Origin of the sequence: Candidatus Acidulodesulfobacterium acidiphilum, from assembly GCA_008534395.1 — a bacterium.
Classification (GTDB): Bacteria; SZUA-79; SZUA-79; order Acidulodesulfobacterales; family Acidulodesulfobacteraceae; genus Acidulodesulfobacterium_A; species Acidulodesulfobacterium_A acidiphilum.
Map to the genome: position 1 here is coordinate 1 of SHMQ01000019.1, position 19279 is coordinate 19279.

Genomic DNA, 19279 nt, shown 5'->3' on the forward strand with positions numbered 1-19279 from the left:
CCGTAGTTGAAAAATTAAGGAAAATGTCTCCTCTTTACGAAGAAGTTATGAGACAGAATAAAAAGTAAAATATTGTATAATAAACAGGGCGCGTAACTCAGGGGTAGAGTGTTACCTTCACACGGTAAAAGCCGCAGGTTCGAGACCTGCCGCGCCCACCACGCAAAAATAAAGCAATAAAGCCTTTAGATTTTTCCGAATAATTTCTTCCGCTTTAATAAACGGTTTTGATAATAAAAAAGCAAACGTCGGCGTCTTCCTAAATGGAACGTTATATCTATGTTGATTAAAATTAGTTTAATGATATAATAAGAAATAATAAAAAAAATAATAAACATTATTTTCATTAAATATTTTATTGCGTTCTATTGTTAATTTTAATTAACGTAATTTATGGAAAAAACGGAAAATTTTAACGTTGACAACCTTAATACCTCGCAAAAAATGTACGACGGCTTGTTTCGTTCTTTTAAGTCGCTTGAAACTATGTATGCTACGCTGTCCGAAGTTAACCAGATTATAGTAAGGGCAAAAGACGAAAGTATTTTATTTTCCGACATATGTAAAAGAATAATCAACAGGGGATTATTCGTAGATTCTTTTATAGTTCTGTTTGACTCTGATCTTAATATAATATCCTCCTTTTATAACGAAAAAAGCGATTATTTAAAATTTCTGGAGGGGCATCTAAGTACCGACGAAGCTAAAAAAGGGCCGCTTATTACGTCTTTTACAAAATCAAAGATAATTATTAACAACGATACTTTAAAAAATCCTTACGTCGAACCTTGGAAAGAAGAACTTGCAAGGAGGGGTTATCTTTCTAGCGCAGCCGTCCCCGTCGTAAAAAAAGGAAAAACGATAGGCGTTCTTTCTTTATATGCAAACGAAAGAGAATTTTTTAAAAGAGAAACTTATAATTTGTTAAAAGAAATGATGTTGGATATAAATTATGCCCTCGATAAAATAGAAGACGAAAAATGGCATTTTATGATTCGCACCGCATTAAATTCCGGTTCGGATTTTGCTATTATTTTAGACAAATATTTCAAAATACTGTTTGTTAATGAAAGCGCATATAAAATATTCGGCTATACCGCAGACGAACTCATAAGCGAACATTATTCCAAAATATTTGAAGGCGGCTCAGGCAAAGAATCGATGGCAAAAAGATTTCTTGCCGCTATTATTTCAGGCGAAATTTTAACGGATATATTTGCTTATAAAACGAAAACCGGCCGCGATATATACTGTTATACGACGATTACTCCTTTTTTTGCTGCCGGTAATTTTTCTAACGGCGTTACCGGCGGCGCAGTCGACGCTATAGAATATTATATAACTACAGGCAAAGATATTACAGACGAAATAAAAGCCGAAGAAACTATAGAACGTTTGATAAACTTCGATCCGCTTACCGGTTTTCCAAATAAAAAACTGCTGAAAGAAAAAATAGACGAATTTATAAAAGATGCATCTTATATGAGTATTAGCAATTCTTCCCATTGTGCATTAGTTATATTAAACCCCGTTAATTTTTCTTTAATAAACCATACTTATGGTTTTGATGCAGGTAGTCATATATTAAAGGAAGCAGGCGAGAGGATAAAAAAAATTATAAAAAATTTCGATATTTTGGCAAGATGGGACGCAGATAAATTTGCCGTGTTTTTAAAACGCTTAAAATTTGACGAAGATGCCCTTCATATAATAAACAGAGTTTTGTCGGTTCTAAACGAACCGTTTTATTATTTGCAAGACGGCGAAAAAAAGATAAATATATCTTTTAACGCAGGAATATCCGTTTATTCTAAAGACGCCGGCACTGCGCAGGCTATGTTCGACCAAGCCGAATCGGCGCTGCTTAACGCAAAATCAAAGGGAGAAAATGCCGTAAGTTTTTTTAAAAAAGAATTTGAGGAATCTGCTCGAAAAAAAGTAGAATTAAAAAACGGTCTAAGCGAAGCTTTTGAAAAAAATCAATTCGTACTGCACTATCAGCCTTATTTTGACGTGAAAACCGGTTCGATAAAAGGAGCCGAAGCCCTTCTTCGGTGGCGTAAAGACGGAATGTTAGTTCCGCTGATGGAGTTTATACCGTTCATGGAACAGAGCGGGATAATTACTAAAGTTGAAAATTGGATTTTAGAAGACGTATCGCTTAACATTAAAAAGTGGTCGGACGAAGGCCTTAAAGTAGTACCTATTTCCGTTAATATATCTCCTACAAGTTTTGCCGACCCTAATTTAAAAGACAATATGCATGCGGCGCTTAATAAAAACGGCGTAAACCCTAATTTGTTTAATTTGGAAATCGTAGAAAGAACGTTTATAAATAACTTAGACTACTCTTCAAAACTTTTGGGAAGTTTAAAAGAAAAAGGATTCGGACTTTCCATAGACGATTTCGGAACAGGTTATTCTTCCCTTTCCTATCTTGCAGACCTTCCGTTCGATATACTTAAAATAGATATATCTTTCGTAAGGAAAATGCTTGCGGACAAACATTCCAGATATATAGTCGAAACCATAATCTATCTTTCCAAGAAATTAAATATGAAATCTATAGCGGAAGGCGTCGAGACCGACGAACAGTTTAACCTCTTGAAAGAATTAGGTTGCGATTGCATTCAGGGGTTTTTGCTTTCAAAACCTTTAGAGGTTGAAAAATTTAAAACAATGCTTGTTTAAAAAATATGGCTAAAATTTTTATAACCGGCGGAATTTCTTCCGGCAAGTCGCAGTTTGCCGAAAATACGGCGCTTGCGCTTTATAAGTCCAATATGAATGCAGATGCGGGAATGTCGGACGGCATATTGACGGTCATGCGGGGCGGGGCGGAAACGGATGCCGGCAATTTTCCCCTGCTTCATTTTATAGCTACCGCAAATACAAAAATTAAAATAAACGCAAAAGACGATGAAATGCTTTTAAAAATTAAAAAGCATAAGGAAAAACGGAATAAAACTTTTATCGTGCATGAAAATTTCGACGATTTAACCGCCGAGATAGACGCAGTCCGCAATTCTTTCCCCGACGAACGGATTGAGGAAATGTCCGTAATATTAATAGATTCAATGACTTTATGGCTTTCGTCCGTTTTTTCCGACATAAAATATTTTGATTTTGCCGAGGAAGCGGTCTTGAAGTTTTCCGAATATCTTTCCGCCGTAAGATGTTCCGTAATAACCGTTTCCGATTCTCTCGGCTTTAATTTAGTTTCCGTAGATGCATACGTCAGAAAATTCGTAGAACTAAACGGTTTAATGGAGCAGAAACTTTCCGCCGTTTCCGATAAAGCTTACTGCGTTATTGCCGGAAATCCGCTTGCTTTGAAGTAAAATCTAATTTATAATTAATCTTATATGAATAATAAAGAACGTTTATTTTCTATTGCAAAGAAAATTAAACCGGTTAATAAAAAAAAGTTTTATAAAATTGCCGAAAACAGGCTGAATAAGCTGATTAAACCTAAGGGCAGCCTCGGCAGATTAGAGGACTTTGCAAAAGACGTAGTAGCTATAACGGAAGAAGAAAGGCCTTTTTTGGCTTATTATAATAAAGAAGATAAATGTTTAAATCTTAATAAATGCGTCTGCGTTTTTGCCGGAGACCACGGAGTCGTCGAAGAGGGCGTCAGTTTGTTTAAGCAGGACGTTACGACTCAAATGGTCAGGAATTTTCTTAGCGGCGGAGCCGCAATTAACGCCATAGCCGCTTCGGTCGGCGCCGATGTTTTAGTAACCGACGTAGGAATAAAAAGCGATGCGCCGTTTCAGGGAGATAATTTCATAAACGGAAAAGTAAAAAACGGCGCCTTTAATATTAACAAAGGTCCGGCAATGACGGAAAACGAAGCAGTAGAATCGATTTTAAAAGGAATAGAAACCGCCGATATAGTAATCAAGGAAAAAGATGCCAAAATATGCGCAACCGGCGATATGGGAATAGGTAATACGACGCCGGCTTCCGCGGTTACCTGCTTTTATTCAAAAAAATCTCCGGAACTCGTCTGCGGAAAAGGAACTGGTGTGAGCGCCGCCGTAATTAAGAAAAAAGCGGCAATTATTAAAAAAGCCATAGAATCTAATATAAGAGGCGGCGTAAATAGCGATGCCGTGGACGTCCTTGCCGGCGTCGGCGGACTGGAAATAGGCGCCATAGCCGGATTTATAATAGGGTGCGCTTTAAATAGGACGCCCGTAGTAGTGGACGGTTTTATTTCTACGGCAGGGGCTTTGATTGCTTTAAATATAAATCAGGCGGTTGCCGATTATATGTTTATGGGTCATCTTTCGGAAGAAAAAGGGCATAAAACGGCCGTTTCTCTTACCGGCAAAACCCCTATATTAAACCTTTCTATGAGGCTCGGCGAAGGAACCGGAGCAGTTATTGCTATGAAGATAATCGAAACGGCGCTCGATATGTATAATAATATGCTTACGTTCGACGAAGCGGGCGTTATAGCTTCAAAACTAAATGTTTAGTTAATTCTGCGCCGCCTCGTCGTTATCCGTTTAGAATAAATAATAAATAATAGATAATAAATAATACACACTATTATTAATTCATCGTCTGTCGTTTCTATAAAGAGCAAATGGCTATATTGAGCGAATTTTTAGAGTCCGTAAACTTTTTGACCGTATTTAAATTCAAAAACAAAAAATACGATGCTGTTTCTCGGACGGAACTTTTAATAAAATCTATTAAATTTTTTCCCGCCGCAGGTCTTTTTATCGGTATTATAACAGCCTTCGTTTTTTACGTATTTAATAAATTTTTGCCCTTATATACCTCGGTTTTAATTTCGATATTTTGTCTTTATGCCGTTACCGGCGGTCTTCATTTCGACGGACTGTCGGATACTTCGGACGGTTTTTTAGCATATCTGAAAAGCGGAGATAAAAATAGATTTTATAAAGCTATGAAGGACGTCAATACCGGCGCCGCTGGAAATATTGCCGTTATTTTTTACGTTTTAATTATGTGGTCGCTCATTATATCGGCAAATCAAACATACAGCCTGTATGCATCCCTGTCTTCTTTTTTAACTTTTAAACATTTTTACGGAATTTTTAGCGTTTTTAATTTTAAATTTAATTTTATATATTTAGTTTTACTGCTTTTCCCCGCGGCGGGAAGATACACCATAGTAGTTACGTCTTATTTTTCGGAAACTCCGGAAAATTTTAAAGGAATCGGAACGGTTTTTACCGAAGGAACCGATACGAAAACGTTTTTATCCGCCTCAATTATTGCGTTTTTAATTATATGCCTTACGGCGGGGCTTCCAGGTTTTTTTTCTATTTTAATAACTATTCTCGCCGTTCTTCTGACGTCGCTGTATTTCAAAAAAAAATTCGGCGGGGTAAACGGAGATATGATAGGTTTTACCGTTAAATTATCTGAACTTGTATTTGTTGCGGCTTTGCTGGAATTTCATAAAATTCTGTATTGATATGTTTAAAAAAAGGTGAAAAAAAGGTGTCAGATTTATTTATCAAAAAAAAGGTGTCAGATTTATTTATTGAAAAAACAAAACGAAAAAGGTGTCAGATTAATTTTACGCAACACCTTAATTTAATTAATTGTTGCTTGTCATATGCGTAAAATAAAATCTGACACCTTTTTCTCCCTTTTACGCAGAACTTACTTTAAAATTAACCTGACACCTTTTTCGTTTCAATATCGATAAGAATAAATTTAAAATTTAATTAATTAAAATAAAAAGGGTTTTTATGTTTGCGGTTTATTTTGCTTCAGACAGGTCGTCTTCAGGAAAGTCAACGGTTACTCTTGCTTTCTCCAGAAAATTAAAGGACGAAGGATATTCATTAAGCATTTATAAAGCCGGTCCGGATTTTATAGACCCCATTATACTTTCTAAAGCTTTAAATTCCGAAATTCAGGTTAAAAATTTAGACCCCTTTTTAATTCCAGACAGATTTTTAACGGAATGGTTTTTTAAAGAAACGCCCCCCGAATTCGGTTCGACCGTTAACGCAGGAGTAAATTTTAACGGCCTAAATTTCTACGGCGGAGAAAGCAAAAAAGCTTTTATAGCCGAAAGCGCAATGGGACTTTATGACGGAAATTCTTTTAAGGTAGCAAAAAAATTTAAATTTCCCGTCGTATTAGTCATGGACTGCAAAAAAATTTCTTCTACTATGGCATCTTTAATTTACGGATTGAAAAATTATAAAAAAGGCATAAACGTTTGTGGCGTTATCTTAAATAATATATCTTCCGAAAGGCACTATGAAATAATACGCAAAGAAATTAAAGAAAATGTTGGCGGAGTAGAAGTTTTCGGCTATATTAAAAACGACGAAAATATTTTTTCGATTAAAGAACGCCATCTCGGACTTGTAGTTCCGGAGAGCGGATATAAAACGGAAGGCGGGTATGAAGACGCCGTAGAATTTTGCGGCGAAGACAGAAAAGAAATAAGCGGGTTTGAAAAAACGGTCGTTAAGATAAAAGATGCGGTATTTAAAAACATAGATTTTAAATTTATGGTAAATATACTGGAAAAAAATTCTAAAGATTTTATCGGATTAATTAAAAAACAGACAGACAAAAACTGCGGCGGCAATAATAAATCCTATAACGATAATAGTCGGTGTTTCACAGATAGCAAAGGTAACAAAATTAACGAGGGCTGTAATAACAGCAATTATAAAACAGGCAAAAGCGTTTCAAAAATAAAAATAGCCGTAGCTTTCGACGAGGCTTTCTTTTTTTATTATAATTTTAATTTTGAAATACTAAAAAGTTTCGGAGCGGAAATCGTTTTTTTCAGCCCGTTAAAGGACAGGTTTCTGCCTTCGGGTATAAAAGCGGTTTACATAGGCGGCGGATATCCCGAAATTTATGCAGGCGCTTTGGAAAACAATCATTCCATAAAAAAAGAAATTTATGAATTCCATAAAAATAATGGTATAATATATGGCGAGTGCGGCGGACTTATGTATCTGTGCGAAAAAATTTCCTATAAAGGAGAAAGTTACGGCGCATGCGGAATTTTCCCTTTTGAAGCATCTATGGACAAAGGGGGATTGTTGCTGGGTTACAGGACTGTCAGGCTGACGGAAAATACGTTTCTTGGAGAAGCGGGTTTAACTATTAACGGGCATGAATTTCATTATTCAAAACTTCTGCCGCCTGCGCCTGCTTCAACCGGAGCGTCTGCTGTTCATATGTCGGCGGATTCGGCTGGGTTAAAGACGACGTCTTCCGAAACTGCGGTAAAAACCGTTACGGAATACGAAAGTTTAAGCGCTCCGGGCATATGGAAACGGGAAGGATACAATGTTTTAAATACTATAGGCAGTTACGTGCATCTGTCTTTTTATTCAAACAGGCTTGCTGCGGAAAATATAGTAAAATCGGCTAAAAATTTATAATAACAAAAATACAAAAATAAAAAGGAAAATAAAAAAAATGACCGAAAAAGAATATGCGTTAAAAAACGGCGGTACGAATGTTTACTCCGAAGGAACGGCGTATGTCGCCTCTAAGGAAAATATAGAACCGGAAAATCTTAAAAAAAATATTATTAACGGCAAAGCGGTTATTTTACATAACAAAGATAAGAATAAATTCGTCGGAATAGGAAAAGGCTTGACGACTAAAATAAACGCAAGCATAGGAACTTCTACCAACCATATAAATATAGAAGAAGAGGTTGCGAAAGCCTTCATAGCCGAAAAATCGGGAGCCGATACTTTAATGGAGCTTAGCGTAGGCGGCGATTTAGACTTAATAAGAAGGGAAGTACTGGCGAATACTTCCCTTCCCGTAGGCACCGTTCCGCTTTATCAGGCTTTCAGGGAGGCGATAGACGTTTATAAAAATCCGATAAAAATGCCCGAAGAATTAGTTTTCGACGTGATAGAAAAGCAGTGCGCCGACGGAATTTCGTTTATGGCTATTCACTCCGGTTTAAACATGATGTCTTTAGAAAGATTAAAAAAGCAGTCTTACAGATATGCCGGTCTCGTTTCAAAAGGCGGAGCCTACATGATTGCATGGATGATAGAAAACAACAAAGAAAACCCTTTATACGAAAGATTTGAAGACGTACTTAAAATTTTAAAAAAATACGACACCGTTCTCAGCCTCGGCAACGGTTTGCGGGCGGGAGCGACGGCGGATTCTTTCGACAGGGCTTACATGCAGGAACTTCTTATAAACTGCGAACTTTGCGATATTGCAAGAGATTACGGAGTTCAGGTTATAGTCGAAGGTCCGGGTCATATTCCCATTGATGAAATAGAGGCAAACGTTAAAATTCAGAAGAAAATGTCGGGAGACGCTCCTTTTTATGTCCTCGGTCCTTTAGTAACGGATGTAGCCGCCGGTTACGACCATATATCTTCGGCGATAGGCGGAGCTCTTTCGTCTTCTTTCGGAGCCGATTTTCTTTGTTACGTTACTCCGGCAGAACATCTGGGACTGCCTTCCGAAGAGGACGTGGCTATAGGCGTAAAATCTGCAAAGATTGCGGCTCATATAGGAGATATGATAAAATTAAAAAAGACGGACGACGACTTGAATATTTCCAAGGCCAGAAGAGATATAGATTGGGAAGGGCAGTTCAGGCATTCTATAGACCCAGAATATTCAAGGAGTATTTTTGAATCTAAAAATAATAAGGACGAAATTGCCGGCTGCAGTATGTGCGGCGAGTTCTGCGCTCCTTTAAGGGTTAAAAAATATTTTAGATATGAAATCAAACAAGGAAAAAAAGCATAATATTAAATACGCCCCGTTTATTATATTCTCGACGGTATTTATTTTAATAATAATTTTTAGCGTAAAGGGCGTTATAAGGGTTTACAGGCTCAGGTCGGAACAGCTTGCCGTACGGAAAAATATTGCCGAAATTAAGAAAAAAAACGAAAAAATAGAAAACCGGATACGCGAACTCACATATAACAAGCAGTATATCGCCTATATAGCCCGCGAAAAACTAAATATGATTAGACCAGGCGAAATTGTATTTAAATTTATAGGCAAAAAACATAAAAAATAACCTGACTCTATAAAATTTCAAAATATTCGGGATAAAACCCGTCCTGCATTTTTATATTTATCTTTTTCTTTATTTTAGATTCAAGGGCGTTAAGCATTTTTTCATTTTCGTACAGCTTGCCCATAACGCTTGGGTTAACCGTTACGGTTATTTTTCTTGCCTTAGTTTTTTTGGCAAACGCCGAAACCGCTCTCAATACTTCAAAACATATCGTTTGAGCGGATTTTATCATACCAGAACCTTCGCACATAGGGCAGTGTTCCAGAAACGTAGAGACGAGGCTGTTGCCCGTTCTTTTTCTCGTCATTTCTACGAGACCGAGTTCGGTTATTTTATTTATGGTAGTTTTAACCCTGTCTTTCTTAAGGCATTCTTCAAGCGTTCTGTAAACTTTTTCTTTATCCGACTCTTTATTCATATCTATAAAATCTATAACTATAATTCCGCCGATATTTCTCAGCCTCAGCTGGAACGCAATTTCCTTTGCGGATTCCAAGTTGGTTTTTAAAATAGTATCGTCGAAATTTCTTTTGCCTACGAATTTTCCTGTATTTACGTCGATAGCCGTAAGGGCTTCCGCATGGTCTATTATTATATAACCGCCTGATTTAAGCCATACTTTTTTATTTAAAGATTTAGCTATTTCCTTTTCTATGCCGTATGAATCGAAGAGCGATACGCCGCTTTTATTTTTATAAAGCTGGAGTATATCTAAATATTCAGGCGATTGAATGGAAAGAAAATCGATAATATTTTGGTATTCGTCTTTATCGTCTATAATTATTTTATCGAATTTTTTATTCAGGAAATCTCTCAGTACCCTTAAAGAAAGGCTTATATCTTTAAATATAAGTTTAGGCGCTTTTGCTTCGGTCTGTTTTTTATATATATCGCTCCACAGATTCGTAAGAAACTTAATATCTCTTTCTATGTCTATTTCGGAAGCGTTTTCGGCGGCGGTTCTTATAATAAAGCCCGTTCCCTCTTTTCTGTATTTTTTAACTAAGCTTTTCAGCCTTTTTTTCTCTTCGTCGCTTTTTATTTTTCTTGAAATTCCGATAGACGAAGACGTCGGCATATATACCAGAAACCTTCCGGGCAGGGAGATATGGCTCGTTACTCTTGCACCTTTAGTTTTTACGGGTTCTTTTGCTATCTGAACAAGTATCTCCTGATTTTTTTTAATCAGCTGGTCTATGGTAAGGTGATTTTTTTTGCCTTTTTTAGCTTTACGGTTCTTTTTTTCCATTTCCGTAACGCCGCTATCGGCTTCTTCGCTTAAGCCGCTTTCGGATTCAAAAAAATCGTAATCGGCGGTTTCTATTTCGTAAAAATCTCCGGCATAAAGAAACGCTGATTTTTCCCACCCTATATCTATAAAAGATGCCTGAATTCCCGGAAGCACCTGAGTGACCTTTCCTTTATAAATATTTCCGTGCTTGGGAGTCGATTCGTCGCGTTCTATAAATATTTCCGTAAGTATTCCGTCTTCCATTAAAGCTATTCTCGTTTCAAAATCGTCTTTACTTACGACAAGTTCCGTTGTCAAATTTATCTCCGTATATATCTGATTTTATTAATTTATTAATTTTTATTCATCCGTCGATATTATTTTATCATATTTACGGTTAAGTTTTTATAAATTTATGCAGATATATAATATATATTTTTATAATATATTTTTTTATTTGGATTTTTTTTAATAATATATGATATGATATAATAAAAGCATTAAATTTTTTTTATGTTTAAAAAAAGAGGATATATATTATGGACGAAAATGTGGTGTTATGCGCGGTATGCAGCTGGAGAAGCGTCTGCAAAAAGAAATACGGCATATCGGGTATCGAAATTTTTAACTGTCCGGATTTTTCGAGGGATGTATCATTTACCATTTCCGGCATAGAAGAATTTATGAATTTTATTAATAATTTTAAAAACGACAGGTTGAATTAATTTGAAAAAAGATAAAATTACCGCGGTAATAGTTTTTTTAACCGTTATATTTATCGTTTTCGTTTTCGGGCTTTATATAGGGAAAAAGTTTTCTTCTAAAAGCCCTAAAGAGGGAATAATAAAAGAATCGGCTTTAAAAAAGGGAAGCGGAGCTTTTTTTCCGGGAAGCGGTAAAACGCAAAGCGGCGGCGTTGCGGCAGGATCCGTCAAAAATATAAAGTTTGCACCTATTTCCAAACTTTCCTCATTAAAAAAAGGAAAAACAGGAAAAAAAATAAAAAAACCGGCTGAGAAAATTGCGCATGAGAAAACCGCTCCTGTAAAGCCGGTCGTAAAAACTAAGATAGTGTACGTAAAAAAGCCGGTATATGTTTACAAGTATAAATACGTAAAAGTTCCAACCTCGGCGCACGCACCCAACCCCTTTAATTCTAAAGTTTATTATACGATACAGGTAGCGGCTCTTTCAAAATATTCGCAGGCTAAAGCTATGGCGGATAAATTAAATGCCATGGGTTTTTTTGCCTATATAGTTCCTATTTCCGTCAGCGGGAAATCAGGAAAAGCCGTTTACCAGCAGGTCAGAGTAGGAAAGTTCGCGACGGAACAAGGCGCAAAGTCGGTAGAAGGCGTAATTGCGCAGAAATTTAAAGTAAAGCCCTACGTAATAAAAGTAGATTAGAATAATGCATTGTTAGGTCTATTTTTATAACTCCTCCCAAAATTCTTTTTTACTTTTCTTTTTTTACTTCTTGACACTTTTTTAAAAATAATATATATTAATTAATAATTATTACTAAATTTAAAACCATTAATCATTAATAAAAAATAAGGAGGTATTTTTATGTGTGAAAGTTATGAAGAATTTGAAATTGCAGCTCTCGGAAAACAGGTTCCTTCTTTTGGGGAAATTAACACTTACGAGCCTAAAACCGGAGGATTCGGAAAATTTAGTTTAGAAGAAGCTAAAAAAGATAAAAAATGGACTATTTTAGTATTTTATCCTGCCGATTTTACCTTTGTGTGTCCTACCGAACTTGCGGATTATGCGGAAAAACAGGAAGAAATAGAAAAAATGGGCGGACGCATAGTTTCCGTCAGCACGGACACTCAATTTGTCCATATGGCTTGGCAGAGAGACGAAAAACTTTTAGAAAACGTAAAGTTTTCTATGGGAGCCGATCCGACCGGAAAAGTTTCGAGGCTGTTCGACGTTTACGACGAAGCGTCGGGACTTGCGTTAAGAGGCACCTTTATTATAAATCCCGAAGGAGTTCTCGTTGCATCGGAAGTTAATTTCTATAACGTTGGAAGAAATGCAGACGAACTCGTCAGAAAATTAGAAGCCAACATATATGTTGCTACCCATTCCGACGAAGTATGTCCGGCAAAATGGCATAAAGGCGCAAAAACTATTAAACCGGGACCAAATGCCGTAGGAAAAGTTTACGAAGCATTGAAATAAATAATTAATTTTACCATCGCCCGCGGCCGGCAAGTTAATTGTCTGCCGCGGGTACCCCCCTTATTTAAATTTTATTTTTATATAGAAGACGTAATATCGTAAACTCTTTTATAAGCTTCTTCTACGCCGCCGAGGTCTCTCCTAAATCTGTCTTTATCGACCTTTTCTAGCGTTACTTTGTCCCATAGCCGCATGGTATCGGGAGTTATTTCGTCCGCAAGCAGAACTTTACCGTTTAAAACGCCGAATTCAAGTTTGTAATCTACCAGCATGAGTCCGTTTTTATCAAAAAAATCTTTTAAAATTTCGTTGACCGCAAGGGCAATTTTTTTTGCTTCTTCAACTTCTTCGGGTTTTCCAAGGTCGAATGCTTTAATGTAGGTATCGTTTATAAAAGGGTCGCCGAGCTCGTCGCTTTTAAAACACATTTCTACTACCGGCGAAATAAGTTTGACGCCTTCTTCCACCCCCATTTTTTTTGCAAGACTGCCGGCGGTATAGTTTCTGACAATAAATTCGACCGGAAGCATTTTTAAATGATGAACCAGCATTTCCCTTTCGGATAATTTTTCGATAAAATGGCTTTCGATGCCTTTGCTTTTAAGCAGTTTAAAAAGAGAAGACGAAATGGCGTTGTTAAATTCGCCTTTCTGCATAATGGTTCCTTTTTTTTGCCCGTTAAAAGCGGTTGCGTCGTCTTTAAAATACGTTACTAATTTTGTTTCGTCGCTGTCGTAAACGTAAAGGATTTTAGCCTTGCCTTCGTAAATTTTTTTCATAAACACCTCCTATGTTTATAAAAATTAAGTTTAATTAATGCATATATTTTAAATCTAAATTGATTTAAAATCAATTTAAATTACGTTAAAATAATGCTAAAATAAACAAATATAAACAAATATAAATTTTAAAAACATAACTTAATATATATGTCGAATAATAACAATAAAGCAATGGCATATGCCGTTATAATATCGGTCATAGTCCATACGGCGCTTATTTTATTTTTATTGGAATATCATAAGCATCCTAATAAACATAAAAAAATCAGCAAATATACAAAGCCTATTCTGGTAGAGCCGTATAAATTTATTAAAAATTTTGAAAAACTTAAAATAAAAAATCCTAAATATGCAAGCATTAAGCCTCACTATGCCAAGAAAAACACCAGGCTTAACGCGCCAGCATCTTACGCAAATTCGTCTTCTGCGCCTGCGCCGTATACGCCTCCCGCTTTTTTTAACAGAAATTATGCAAATAATTACAATAGGCGGGTAAATGCGCCGAGATACCGCAGAGTTATCAGCAATTCGCATATAATTTCCGACAACAATTCAGTTCGTCCAAGGCACAGACGCAGACTCAGCAATCTTTTTCCCATGGGGAAGTTTTTTAACCAAACCGCGCCTAAAGCGGCGGGGCAGGGAATAAAAAACCCGTCGCACGGAATAAAAACGGCTACGGTAAATCTTAATACTACTACTATAAAATATGCCTCTTATTTGCTTGGCGTAAAAAACAAAATAGAAAATGTTTGGGAATATCCTTACAGGGCAAGAAGGGAGGGTCTGTCGGGAGTTCTTGTTATAGAATTTTCCATAAATAGCAACGGTTCGCTGCACGGCGCAACTATTTTAAGATCTTCCGGAAAAAAAATATTAGACAAGGCGGCGGTTCAGGCCATATATAATGCGGCAAGATACAATCCTTTTCCCCGCCAATGGACGATAAAAAGACTTAATATCGTCGGCACTTTTATTTACAGGCTTTCCGGTTTTTACGTTTACTGAAGATATTATTGATATTATCATATATTTTATCGTATTTATTTTATTTTTAATTTGTTTTATGTTATGTTAATATAAATGACGTATATATAATTAGAGAATCAGGGGGATTTTACCGTATGAAAATATCCATAGTAGGCACGGGCTACGTAGGTCTCGTTACCGGCGTCTGTCTTGCCGACTCCGGCAATACCGTTTACTGCGTCGATAACGACGAAAGCAAGATTAAATCTTTAAAATCCGGTATTATTCCAATATACGAACCAGGCCTTAAAGAGCTTACCGATAAAAACGTCAAACTTGGAAGGCTTTATTTTACGAAAGATTTGAAAGAAGCGGTAAAAAAAACCGACGCCGTGTTTATAGCAGTAGGTACTCCTCCCCAGGATAACGGAGAAGCGGATTTGTCCAACGTATTCAGGGTAGCCGAAAACATCGCCGATACTATAGACTGTTTTAAGGCGGTAGTCGTAAAAAGCACCGTACCCGTCGGAACATGCAGAAAAGTAGAAAGCATAATATCTAAAAAAACCAAAAACTTCTGCGTAGTATCCAATCCGGAATTTTTAAAAGAAGGAGCGGCGATAGAAGATTTTCAAAGACCCGACAGAATAGTAGTAGGCATTAATTTTAAAAAGGACAATAAGAAAGAAGCACAGGCGGCTAAAGAACTAATAGACGAAATATACGAACCGTTCGTAAGGACGGGAGCGCCGATATATTTTATGGATACAAATTCTTCCGAACTTACAAAATACGCCGCAAACGCCATGCTCGCGGTAAGAATTACCTTTATGAACGAAATAGCAAACTTATGCGATAAGACCGGAGCAAACGTGGACAGCGTAAGAATTGGAATAGGTTCCGATAAAAGAATAGGCAAATCCTTTTTATTTCCCGGAATAGGCTACGGCGGAAGCTGTTTTCCTAAAGACGTAAAAGCTCTTTATCAGACGGCTAAACAGCATAATTACGATTTTAAACTTTTAAAAGCCGCCGACGAAGTAAACGCCTACCAAAAAGAAATTATAGTAGATTTTATCCTTAAGCATTTTAAAGGGGATATTGCCGGAAAAACTTTTGCCCTCTGGGGACTTTCTTTTAAACCTAAAACCGACGACATCAGGGAGGCTCCTTCATTAGTCATAATATCGAAACTTCTTTCCTACGGCGCTAAAATAAAAGCCTACGACCCTATAGCCATGGAAAATACCATGAAGATTTTTTCGGAAATAGAATATGCGGACGATATGTACGATGCGGTTAAAGGCGCAGACGGACTTATAGTCGCCACCGAATGGAACGATTTCAGGGCGCCGGATTTCGATAAAATTAAAGCGGCAATGATAACCCCTGCGGTATTCGACGGAAGGAATATTTACGACAAGAAAAAAATGACGGAAAGCGGGTTCGATTATTATTCTATAGGAAGATAAATTTCTGACGTTGAGTTAAGGTATTAATATTATATAAAAATCAATAAACAGTTAAATAATATTTAAACGGTATAGCCGGAGGCAGTTTTATTTTGACTAACGTTATCTTATGCGGCGGCAGCGGAACGAGGCTTTGGCCGATTTCAAGGACTTATTTCCCTAAGCAATTCTATAAATTTATTAACGGCAAGTCTCTTTTTCAGTTAACGGTTTTAAGAAACCAAGACTTATGTTCCGATTTTATAATAGTCACGAATAAAGACCAATACTTTATAGCTCTTGACCAGTTAGACGAAATAGGGGTTAAAAATTGCAGGTTTATTTTGGAACCCGTTCCCAGAAATACAGCCGCCGCAGTTGCCCTTTCATGCATCGACGCCGTTAAAAGCGGTTCGGAAACTGTTTTAATCACTCCATCCGACCATCTCGTAAAAGACGAAAAAAAATATAAAAAGGTAATAGAAAGAGGCGTTTCCGAAGCTATTAAAGGCGGGATTATCATGTTCGGCATCAAGCCGTCCTATCCGGAAACAGGCTACGGCTATATAGATGCACTGACGGCGGGGCAGGGGCAGGAGCAGACAAAGCCTGATACAAAAAGCAATTTTGCAGGTTCTTCGGATAAATTTCATAATCAATCTAATGCTGCGCATAATATATATACCGAGCATAATTCCGGTATTATAAGCGGCACCCATACAATATTAAACCCCGTATATCCGGTAGTTTCTTTCAAAGAAAAACCTGACGAAGAAACCGCAGAAAAATATATCTCCAAAGGAAATTTTTATTGGAACAGCGGAATGCTTTTGGTTAAACCGGAAATACTTATAGACGAACTTAAAGCCGTATGTCCTGCTATTTACGAAAATTCAGAATTTGCTTACGAAAATGCTTCTAAAGACGGTTTTATGATAAGGATTAAAGAAGACGACATGCTTAAAATAGAAGAGAACTCCATAGACTTTGCTCTTTTAGAAAATACTAAATCCGTCAGGGTGATAGAATCGGATTTCGACTGGTCCGACCTCGGCAATTTCGACTCTATTTACAACGAACTGGAAAAAGACGAAAACAACAACGCCGTTAATACAAAAGAAGATATAGTCGGCATTAACTCCAAAAACAATCTTATAATGTCCGGCGGCAAGATGATAGCCGCTATAGACGTCGAAGACATGATTATTATCAATACCGACGACGCCGTCCTGATTTCAAAAAAAGGCTCGTCTCAAAACGTTAAAAAAATAGTAGACGAGCTTAAAAAAAGAAATTCCGAACTTCATACGCATCATCTTACCGTACACAGACCGTGGGGTTCGTATTCCGTACTTCTGGAATCCGCCCTTTATAAACTTAAAAAGATTTCGGTAAAACCGGGCGCAAAACTTTCGCTGCAGAAACACTTTCACAGGTCGGAACACTGGATAGTAACGAGCGGTACGGCTCTCGTCACGGTTGGGGATAAAGAAACTCTTTTGAGGGCAAACGAATCGACCTATATACCTATGGGTTTCGTCCACAGGCTGGAAAATCCGGGATTAATTCCGTTAATAATTATAGAAGCGCAGGTAGGGGAGTATTTAAAGGAAGACGATATAGTCAGGATTGAAGACGATTATAACAGGTTATAAAATAAATTAGAATTTTATAGCAAATAATTACAGATTAAATTCGGACTCGTAAATTTCTAAATCTTCTTTTAAGTCTTTTAATCTGTCGTCTAATTTATAAATTTCGCCGTTATATTCGGAATATCCGTCGTTTATTATGGATAAAGCGGCGTTTTTATTTTTCGTCAAAAATATATGTACGGACAGCGGGTCGTCTATGTTGTAAATAGATATAGTAGAAATGTTTCCCTTTGCATTTTTGCCGTAAAATTGACGCGCAAGTTCTCCCGTCTGCCTGTTTCTTATGCCGTAATATTTCATAATTGTTATTTGTTATGTTATTTATTATACTTAAAATTTTAGGCAGGCGCAAATACTTTAATATTGCGGCAGAACGATAAAAACTAAGGATAAATATGGATAAGTTTAAATTTAAAGAAGAAACGAACACTATAATTGTCAATATAATGGGAAAAAAAGGTTCCGGCAAAACCTATGCATCCGGCGAAATTGCAAAATTTCTGCTAAACGAAGGATATTCGGTTTATATGGATGCTTTCGGAACGGAGTTAAAAAAAATAGTAATGCTGTTTTTCGGCGTATCGAAAACTAATTTCGATAAAGCGGTTAACGGCGGGGCAGTATTAAAAGAACGAATAAAAAGCCTGTATTTATACGTACATAAAAATATAGGCAAAGAATATGAGTTCAACAATGTCGGCGCAAATAATCACGTCTATAAAGATATAAATAAAGAAATCGAAAAAGATTTAGAATTCTTAAACAGGTTTATGCAGGATAAAGACGTCAGAAAAATTCTGCAATATACCGGGACGGAAATAATAAGAAAAATAGAACCGGATTTTTTTACCGAAGCGTTAAAGCATAAGTTAAAAAAGATTAAAAACGGCGCCGATTATATAATTATATCCGACTGCCGCTTTATAAACGAATATGAAATGCTAAACAAAGAATTTCAAAACGTAAAAAACTTTTATATAACGGCGGACGAAATCGACGATAACGACAAACATATATCGGAAATTGAAATAAATCAAATAATCGTTGCATACGGAAACGAAATAATTAACGTAAAAAACGATAAAAATAAACCTTTGGACATAGGAATGTTTAAATTATTTTAGTTTAGACGAGACCGTTTAAATTTGACATTTTAAAAATCGAATTATATAATTAAGAAGAATTCAATTTTTATAAAATTAACTTAATAACCTAAAATTACGATTATGAAGAAAATATTAATTTTAACCGTTGCAGTTCTTCTTACCGTTTCGGTGTTTGCTTTAAACGGATGCGCTCCTTTTAATTCGCCGCTTATGCAAGGCGGAGGTCCGACATCAATCAGCGCCCAAACCCCTAATTTTGCATTTTCCTATTCCAACGGAGTGAATGCATATTATGTACCCGAATATCCGGGTTATGTTTATAATTACAATGGATATTACTATTTATGGAGAGGCGGAAACTGGCTTTATTCGACTTTTTACGGTGGACCGTGGTCGCCGGTCCCTCCGGCTATGATACAGGTTTTACCTCCGTTATTTCAGGGACCGCCTCCCCCAGGCCCTCCAGGACCGCCTTTAGGACATCCGGGACCGCCTCTGGGACCTCCAGGCCCACCACCAGGACAACCTGGACCACCTCCAGGACAGCCGGGCACACCTCCAGGACAACCTGGACCACCACCAGGCCCTCCAGGACCGCCTCCGGGCAGAGGCTGGCATCGCGGCTGGTATAGACATCGATAATATATTGAAAGTTAGCTTAAAATCTTAAAAGACCGTTTAATATTAAGCATATTATGCCGAACATTAAACGGTCTTTTAATTAAAAACCTGTTTATTTGCCTTAATCCCCCTGTTTGACTGCATAAATTCCTTTTTTTTAACCTAAATGTAACATAAATTTAATATATTTGTAACTAATTTGTCATAATCCTGTAACAATAGCCGTGTTATTATATT

General features: G+C 36.8%; 18 protein-coding genes and 1 tRNA gene. 16 read left to right on the forward strand and 3 right to left on the reverse strand.

What is annotated here, in order from left to right:
* Window positions 1-86: 86 nt before the first annotated feature.
* The 8 genes from EVJ48_06990 (at window position 87) to EVJ48_07025 (ending at window position 9037) form a co-directional block, all read left to right on the forward strand.
* Window positions 87-161, forward strand: a tRNA-Val gene (locus tag EVJ48_06990).
* Window positions 162-393: 232 nt separating this feature from the next.
* A complete protein-coding gene (locus EVJ48_06995) occupies window positions 394-2691 on the forward strand; it encodes an EAL domain-containing protein (protein RZV38387.1) in 2298 nt (765 codons plus the stop codon).
* Window positions 2692-2696: 5 nt separating this feature from the next.
* Complete coding sequence (locus tag EVJ48_07000) at window positions 2697-3341, forward strand: hypothetical protein (protein RZV38388.1); 645 nt, start codon at window positions 2697-2699, stop codon at window positions 3339-3341.
* Window positions 3342-3365: 24 nt separating this feature from the next.
* Complete coding sequence (gene cobT, locus EVJ48_07005; GenBank protein RZV38389.1) at window positions 3366-4487, forward strand: nicotinate-nucleotide--dimethylbenzimidazole phosphoribosyltransferase; 1122 nt, start codon at window positions 3366-3368, stop codon at window positions 4485-4487.
* Window positions 4488-4597: 110 nt separating this feature from the next.
* Complete coding sequence (locus EVJ48_07010) at window positions 4598-5458, forward strand: adenosylcobinamide-GDP ribazoletransferase (GenBank protein ID RZV38390.1); 861 nt, start codon at window positions 4598-4600, stop codon at window positions 5456-5458.
* 280 nt (window positions 5459-5738) lie between these two features.
* Window positions 5739-7406, forward strand: coding sequence for a cobyrinate a,c-diamide synthase (locus tag EVJ48_07015; protein RZV38391.1), 1668 nt, complete (start codon window positions 5739-5741; stop codon window positions 7404-7406).
* 37 nt (window positions 7407-7443) lie between these two features.
* Window positions 7444-8757, forward strand: coding sequence for a phosphomethylpyrimidine synthase ThiC (gene thiC, locus EVJ48_07020; GenBank protein RZV38392.1), 1314 nt, complete (start codon window positions 7444-7446; stop codon window positions 8755-8757).
* Complete coding sequence (locus tag EVJ48_07025) at window positions 8729-9037, forward strand: septum formation initiator family protein (protein RZV38393.1); 309 nt, start codon at window positions 8729-8731, stop codon at window positions 9035-9037. Before thiC ends, EVJ48_07025 begins: the two co-directional genes overlap by 29 nt.
* Window positions 9038-9044: 7 nt before the next feature.
* Here the strand turns inward: EVJ48_07025 and EVJ48_07030 are convergent, their stop codons facing one another.
* On the reverse strand, window positions 9045-10586 hold the full coding sequence (locus tag EVJ48_07030; GenBank protein RZV38394.1) for an Rne/Rng family ribonuclease: 1542 nt from the start codon (window positions 10584-10586) through the stop codon (window positions 9045-9047).
* 221 nt (window positions 10587-10807) lie between these two features.
* Between EVJ48_07030 and EVJ48_07035 the strand changes: the two genes are divergently transcribed.
* From EVJ48_07035 to EVJ48_07045, 3 genes are all read left to right on the forward strand, one after another.
* Window positions 10808-10993, forward strand: coding sequence for a hypothetical protein (locus tag EVJ48_07035; GenBank protein ID RZV38395.1), 186 nt, complete (start codon window positions 10808-10810; stop codon window positions 10991-10993).
* Complete coding sequence (locus tag EVJ48_07040) at window positions 10989-11675, forward strand: SPOR domain-containing protein (GenBank protein RZV38396.1); 687 nt, start codon at window positions 10989-10991, stop codon at window positions 11673-11675. Before EVJ48_07035 ends, EVJ48_07040 begins: the two co-directional genes overlap by 5 nt.
* Before the next feature lie 162 nt (window positions 11676-11837).
* Entirely contained in the window at window positions 11838-12458 is a 621-nt protein-coding gene (locus EVJ48_07045) for a peroxiredoxin (protein RZV38397.1), read from the forward strand.
* A gap of 77 nt (window positions 12459-12535) precedes the next feature.
* Here the strand turns inward: EVJ48_07045 and EVJ48_07050 are convergent, their stop codons facing one another.
* The gene (locus tag EVJ48_07050) at window positions 12536-13237 is read right to left on the reverse strand and encodes a phosphoribosylaminoimidazolesuccinocarboxamide synthase (protein RZV38398.1); all 702 of its coding nucleotides are present in this window, start codon (window positions 13235-13237) and stop codon (window positions 12536-12538) included.
* A 150-nt stretch (window positions 13238-13387) separates the two neighbouring features.
* Here EVJ48_07050 and EVJ48_07055 point away from each other — a divergent pair, with 150 nt between their 5' ends.
* From EVJ48_07055 to EVJ48_07065, 3 genes are all read left to right on the forward strand, one after another.
* Window positions 13388-14248, forward strand: coding sequence for an energy transducer TonB (locus EVJ48_07055; protein ID RZV38399.1), 861 nt, complete (start codon window positions 13388-13390; stop codon window positions 14246-14248).
* A 116-nt stretch (window positions 14249-14364) separates the two neighbouring features.
* On the forward strand, window positions 14365-15681 hold the full coding sequence (locus EVJ48_07060) for a UDP-glucose/GDP-mannose dehydrogenase family protein (protein RZV38400.1): 1317 nt from the start codon (window positions 14365-14367) through the stop codon (window positions 15679-15681).
* 92 nt (window positions 15682-15773) lie between these two features.
* Window positions 15774-17315 carry a cupin domain-containing protein gene (locus EVJ48_07065; protein ID RZV38401.1) on the forward strand — a complete coding sequence of 514 codons (1542 nt, stop codon included), beginning with the start codon at window positions 15774-15776 and terminating at the stop codon, window positions 17313-17315.
* 27 nt (window positions 17316-17342) lie between these two features.
* On the opposite strand, the gene EVJ48_07070 is transcribed toward EVJ48_07065, so the two are convergent.
* Entirely contained in the window at window positions 17343-17615 is a 273-nt protein-coding gene (locus EVJ48_07070; protein ID RZV38402.1) for a hypothetical protein, read from the reverse strand.
* A 95-nt stretch (window positions 17616-17710) separates the two neighbouring features.
* Here EVJ48_07070 and EVJ48_07075 point away from each other — a divergent pair, with 95 nt between their 5' ends.
* Window positions 17711-18439: a hypothetical protein gene (locus EVJ48_07075; protein ID RZV38403.1), complete on the forward strand. Its 729-nt coding sequence runs from the start codon at window positions 17711-17713 to the stop codon at window positions 18437-18439.
* A gap of 102 nt (window positions 18440-18541) precedes the next feature.
* Window positions 18542-19063 carry a hypothetical protein gene (locus tag EVJ48_07080; protein ID RZV38404.1) on the forward strand — a complete coding sequence of 174 codons (522 nt, stop codon included), beginning with the start codon at window positions 18542-18544 and terminating at the stop codon, window positions 19061-19063.
* Window positions 19064-19279 lie beyond the last annotated feature (216 nt).

Coding starts and splice junctions, on each gene's coding strand:
- EVJ48_06995 (RZV38387.1), top strand. CDS start 394: ATGGAAAAAACGGAAAATTTTAACGTTGACAACCTTAATACCTCGCAA.
- EVJ48_07000 (RZV38388.1), top strand. CDS start 2,697: ATGGCTAAAATTTTTATAACCGGCGGAATTTCTTCCGGCAAGTCGCAG.
- cobT (RZV38389.1), top strand. CDS start 3,366: ATGAATAATAAAGAACGTTTATTTTCTATTGCAAAGAAAATTAAACCG.
- EVJ48_07010 (RZV38390.1), top strand. CDS start 4,598: ATGGCTATATTGAGCGAATTTTTAGAGTCCGTAAACTTTTTGACCGTA.
- EVJ48_07015 (RZV38391.1), top strand. CDS start 5,739: ATGTTTGCGGTTTATTTTGCTTCAGACAGGTCGTCTTCAGGAAAGTCA.
- thiC (RZV38392.1), top strand. CDS start 7,444: ATGACCGAAAAAGAATATGCGTTAAAAAACGGCGGTACGAATGTTTAC.
- EVJ48_07025 (RZV38393.1), top strand. CDS start 8,729: ATGAAATCAAACAAGGAAAAAAAGCATAATATTAAATACGCCCCGTTT.
- EVJ48_07035 (RZV38395.1), top strand. CDS start 10,808: ATGGACGAAAATGTGGTGTTATGCGCGGTATGCAGCTGGAGAAGCGTC.
- EVJ48_07045 (RZV38397.1), top strand. CDS start 11,838: ATGTGTGAAAGTTATGAAGAATTTGAAATTGCAGCTCTCGGAAAACAG.
- EVJ48_07050 (RZV38398.1), bottom strand. CDS start 13,237: ATGAAAAAAATTTACGAAGGCAAGGCTAAAATCCTTTACGTTTACGAC.
- EVJ48_07055 (RZV38399.1), top strand. CDS start 13,388: ATGTCGAATAATAACAATAAAGCAATGGCATATGCCGTTATAATATCG.
- EVJ48_07060 (RZV38400.1), top strand. CDS start 14,365: ATGAAAATATCCATAGTAGGCACGGGCTACGTAGGTCTCGTTACCGGC.
- EVJ48_07070 (RZV38402.1), bottom strand. CDS start 17,615: ATGAAATATTACGGCATAAGAAACAGGCAGACGGGAGAACTTGCGCGT.
- EVJ48_07075 (RZV38403.1), top strand. CDS start 17,711: ATGGATAAGTTTAAATTTAAAGAAGAAACGAACACTATAATTGTCAAT.
- EVJ48_07080 (RZV38404.1), top strand. CDS start 18,542: ATGAAGAAAATATTAATTTTAACCGTTGCAGTTCTTCTTACCGTTTCG.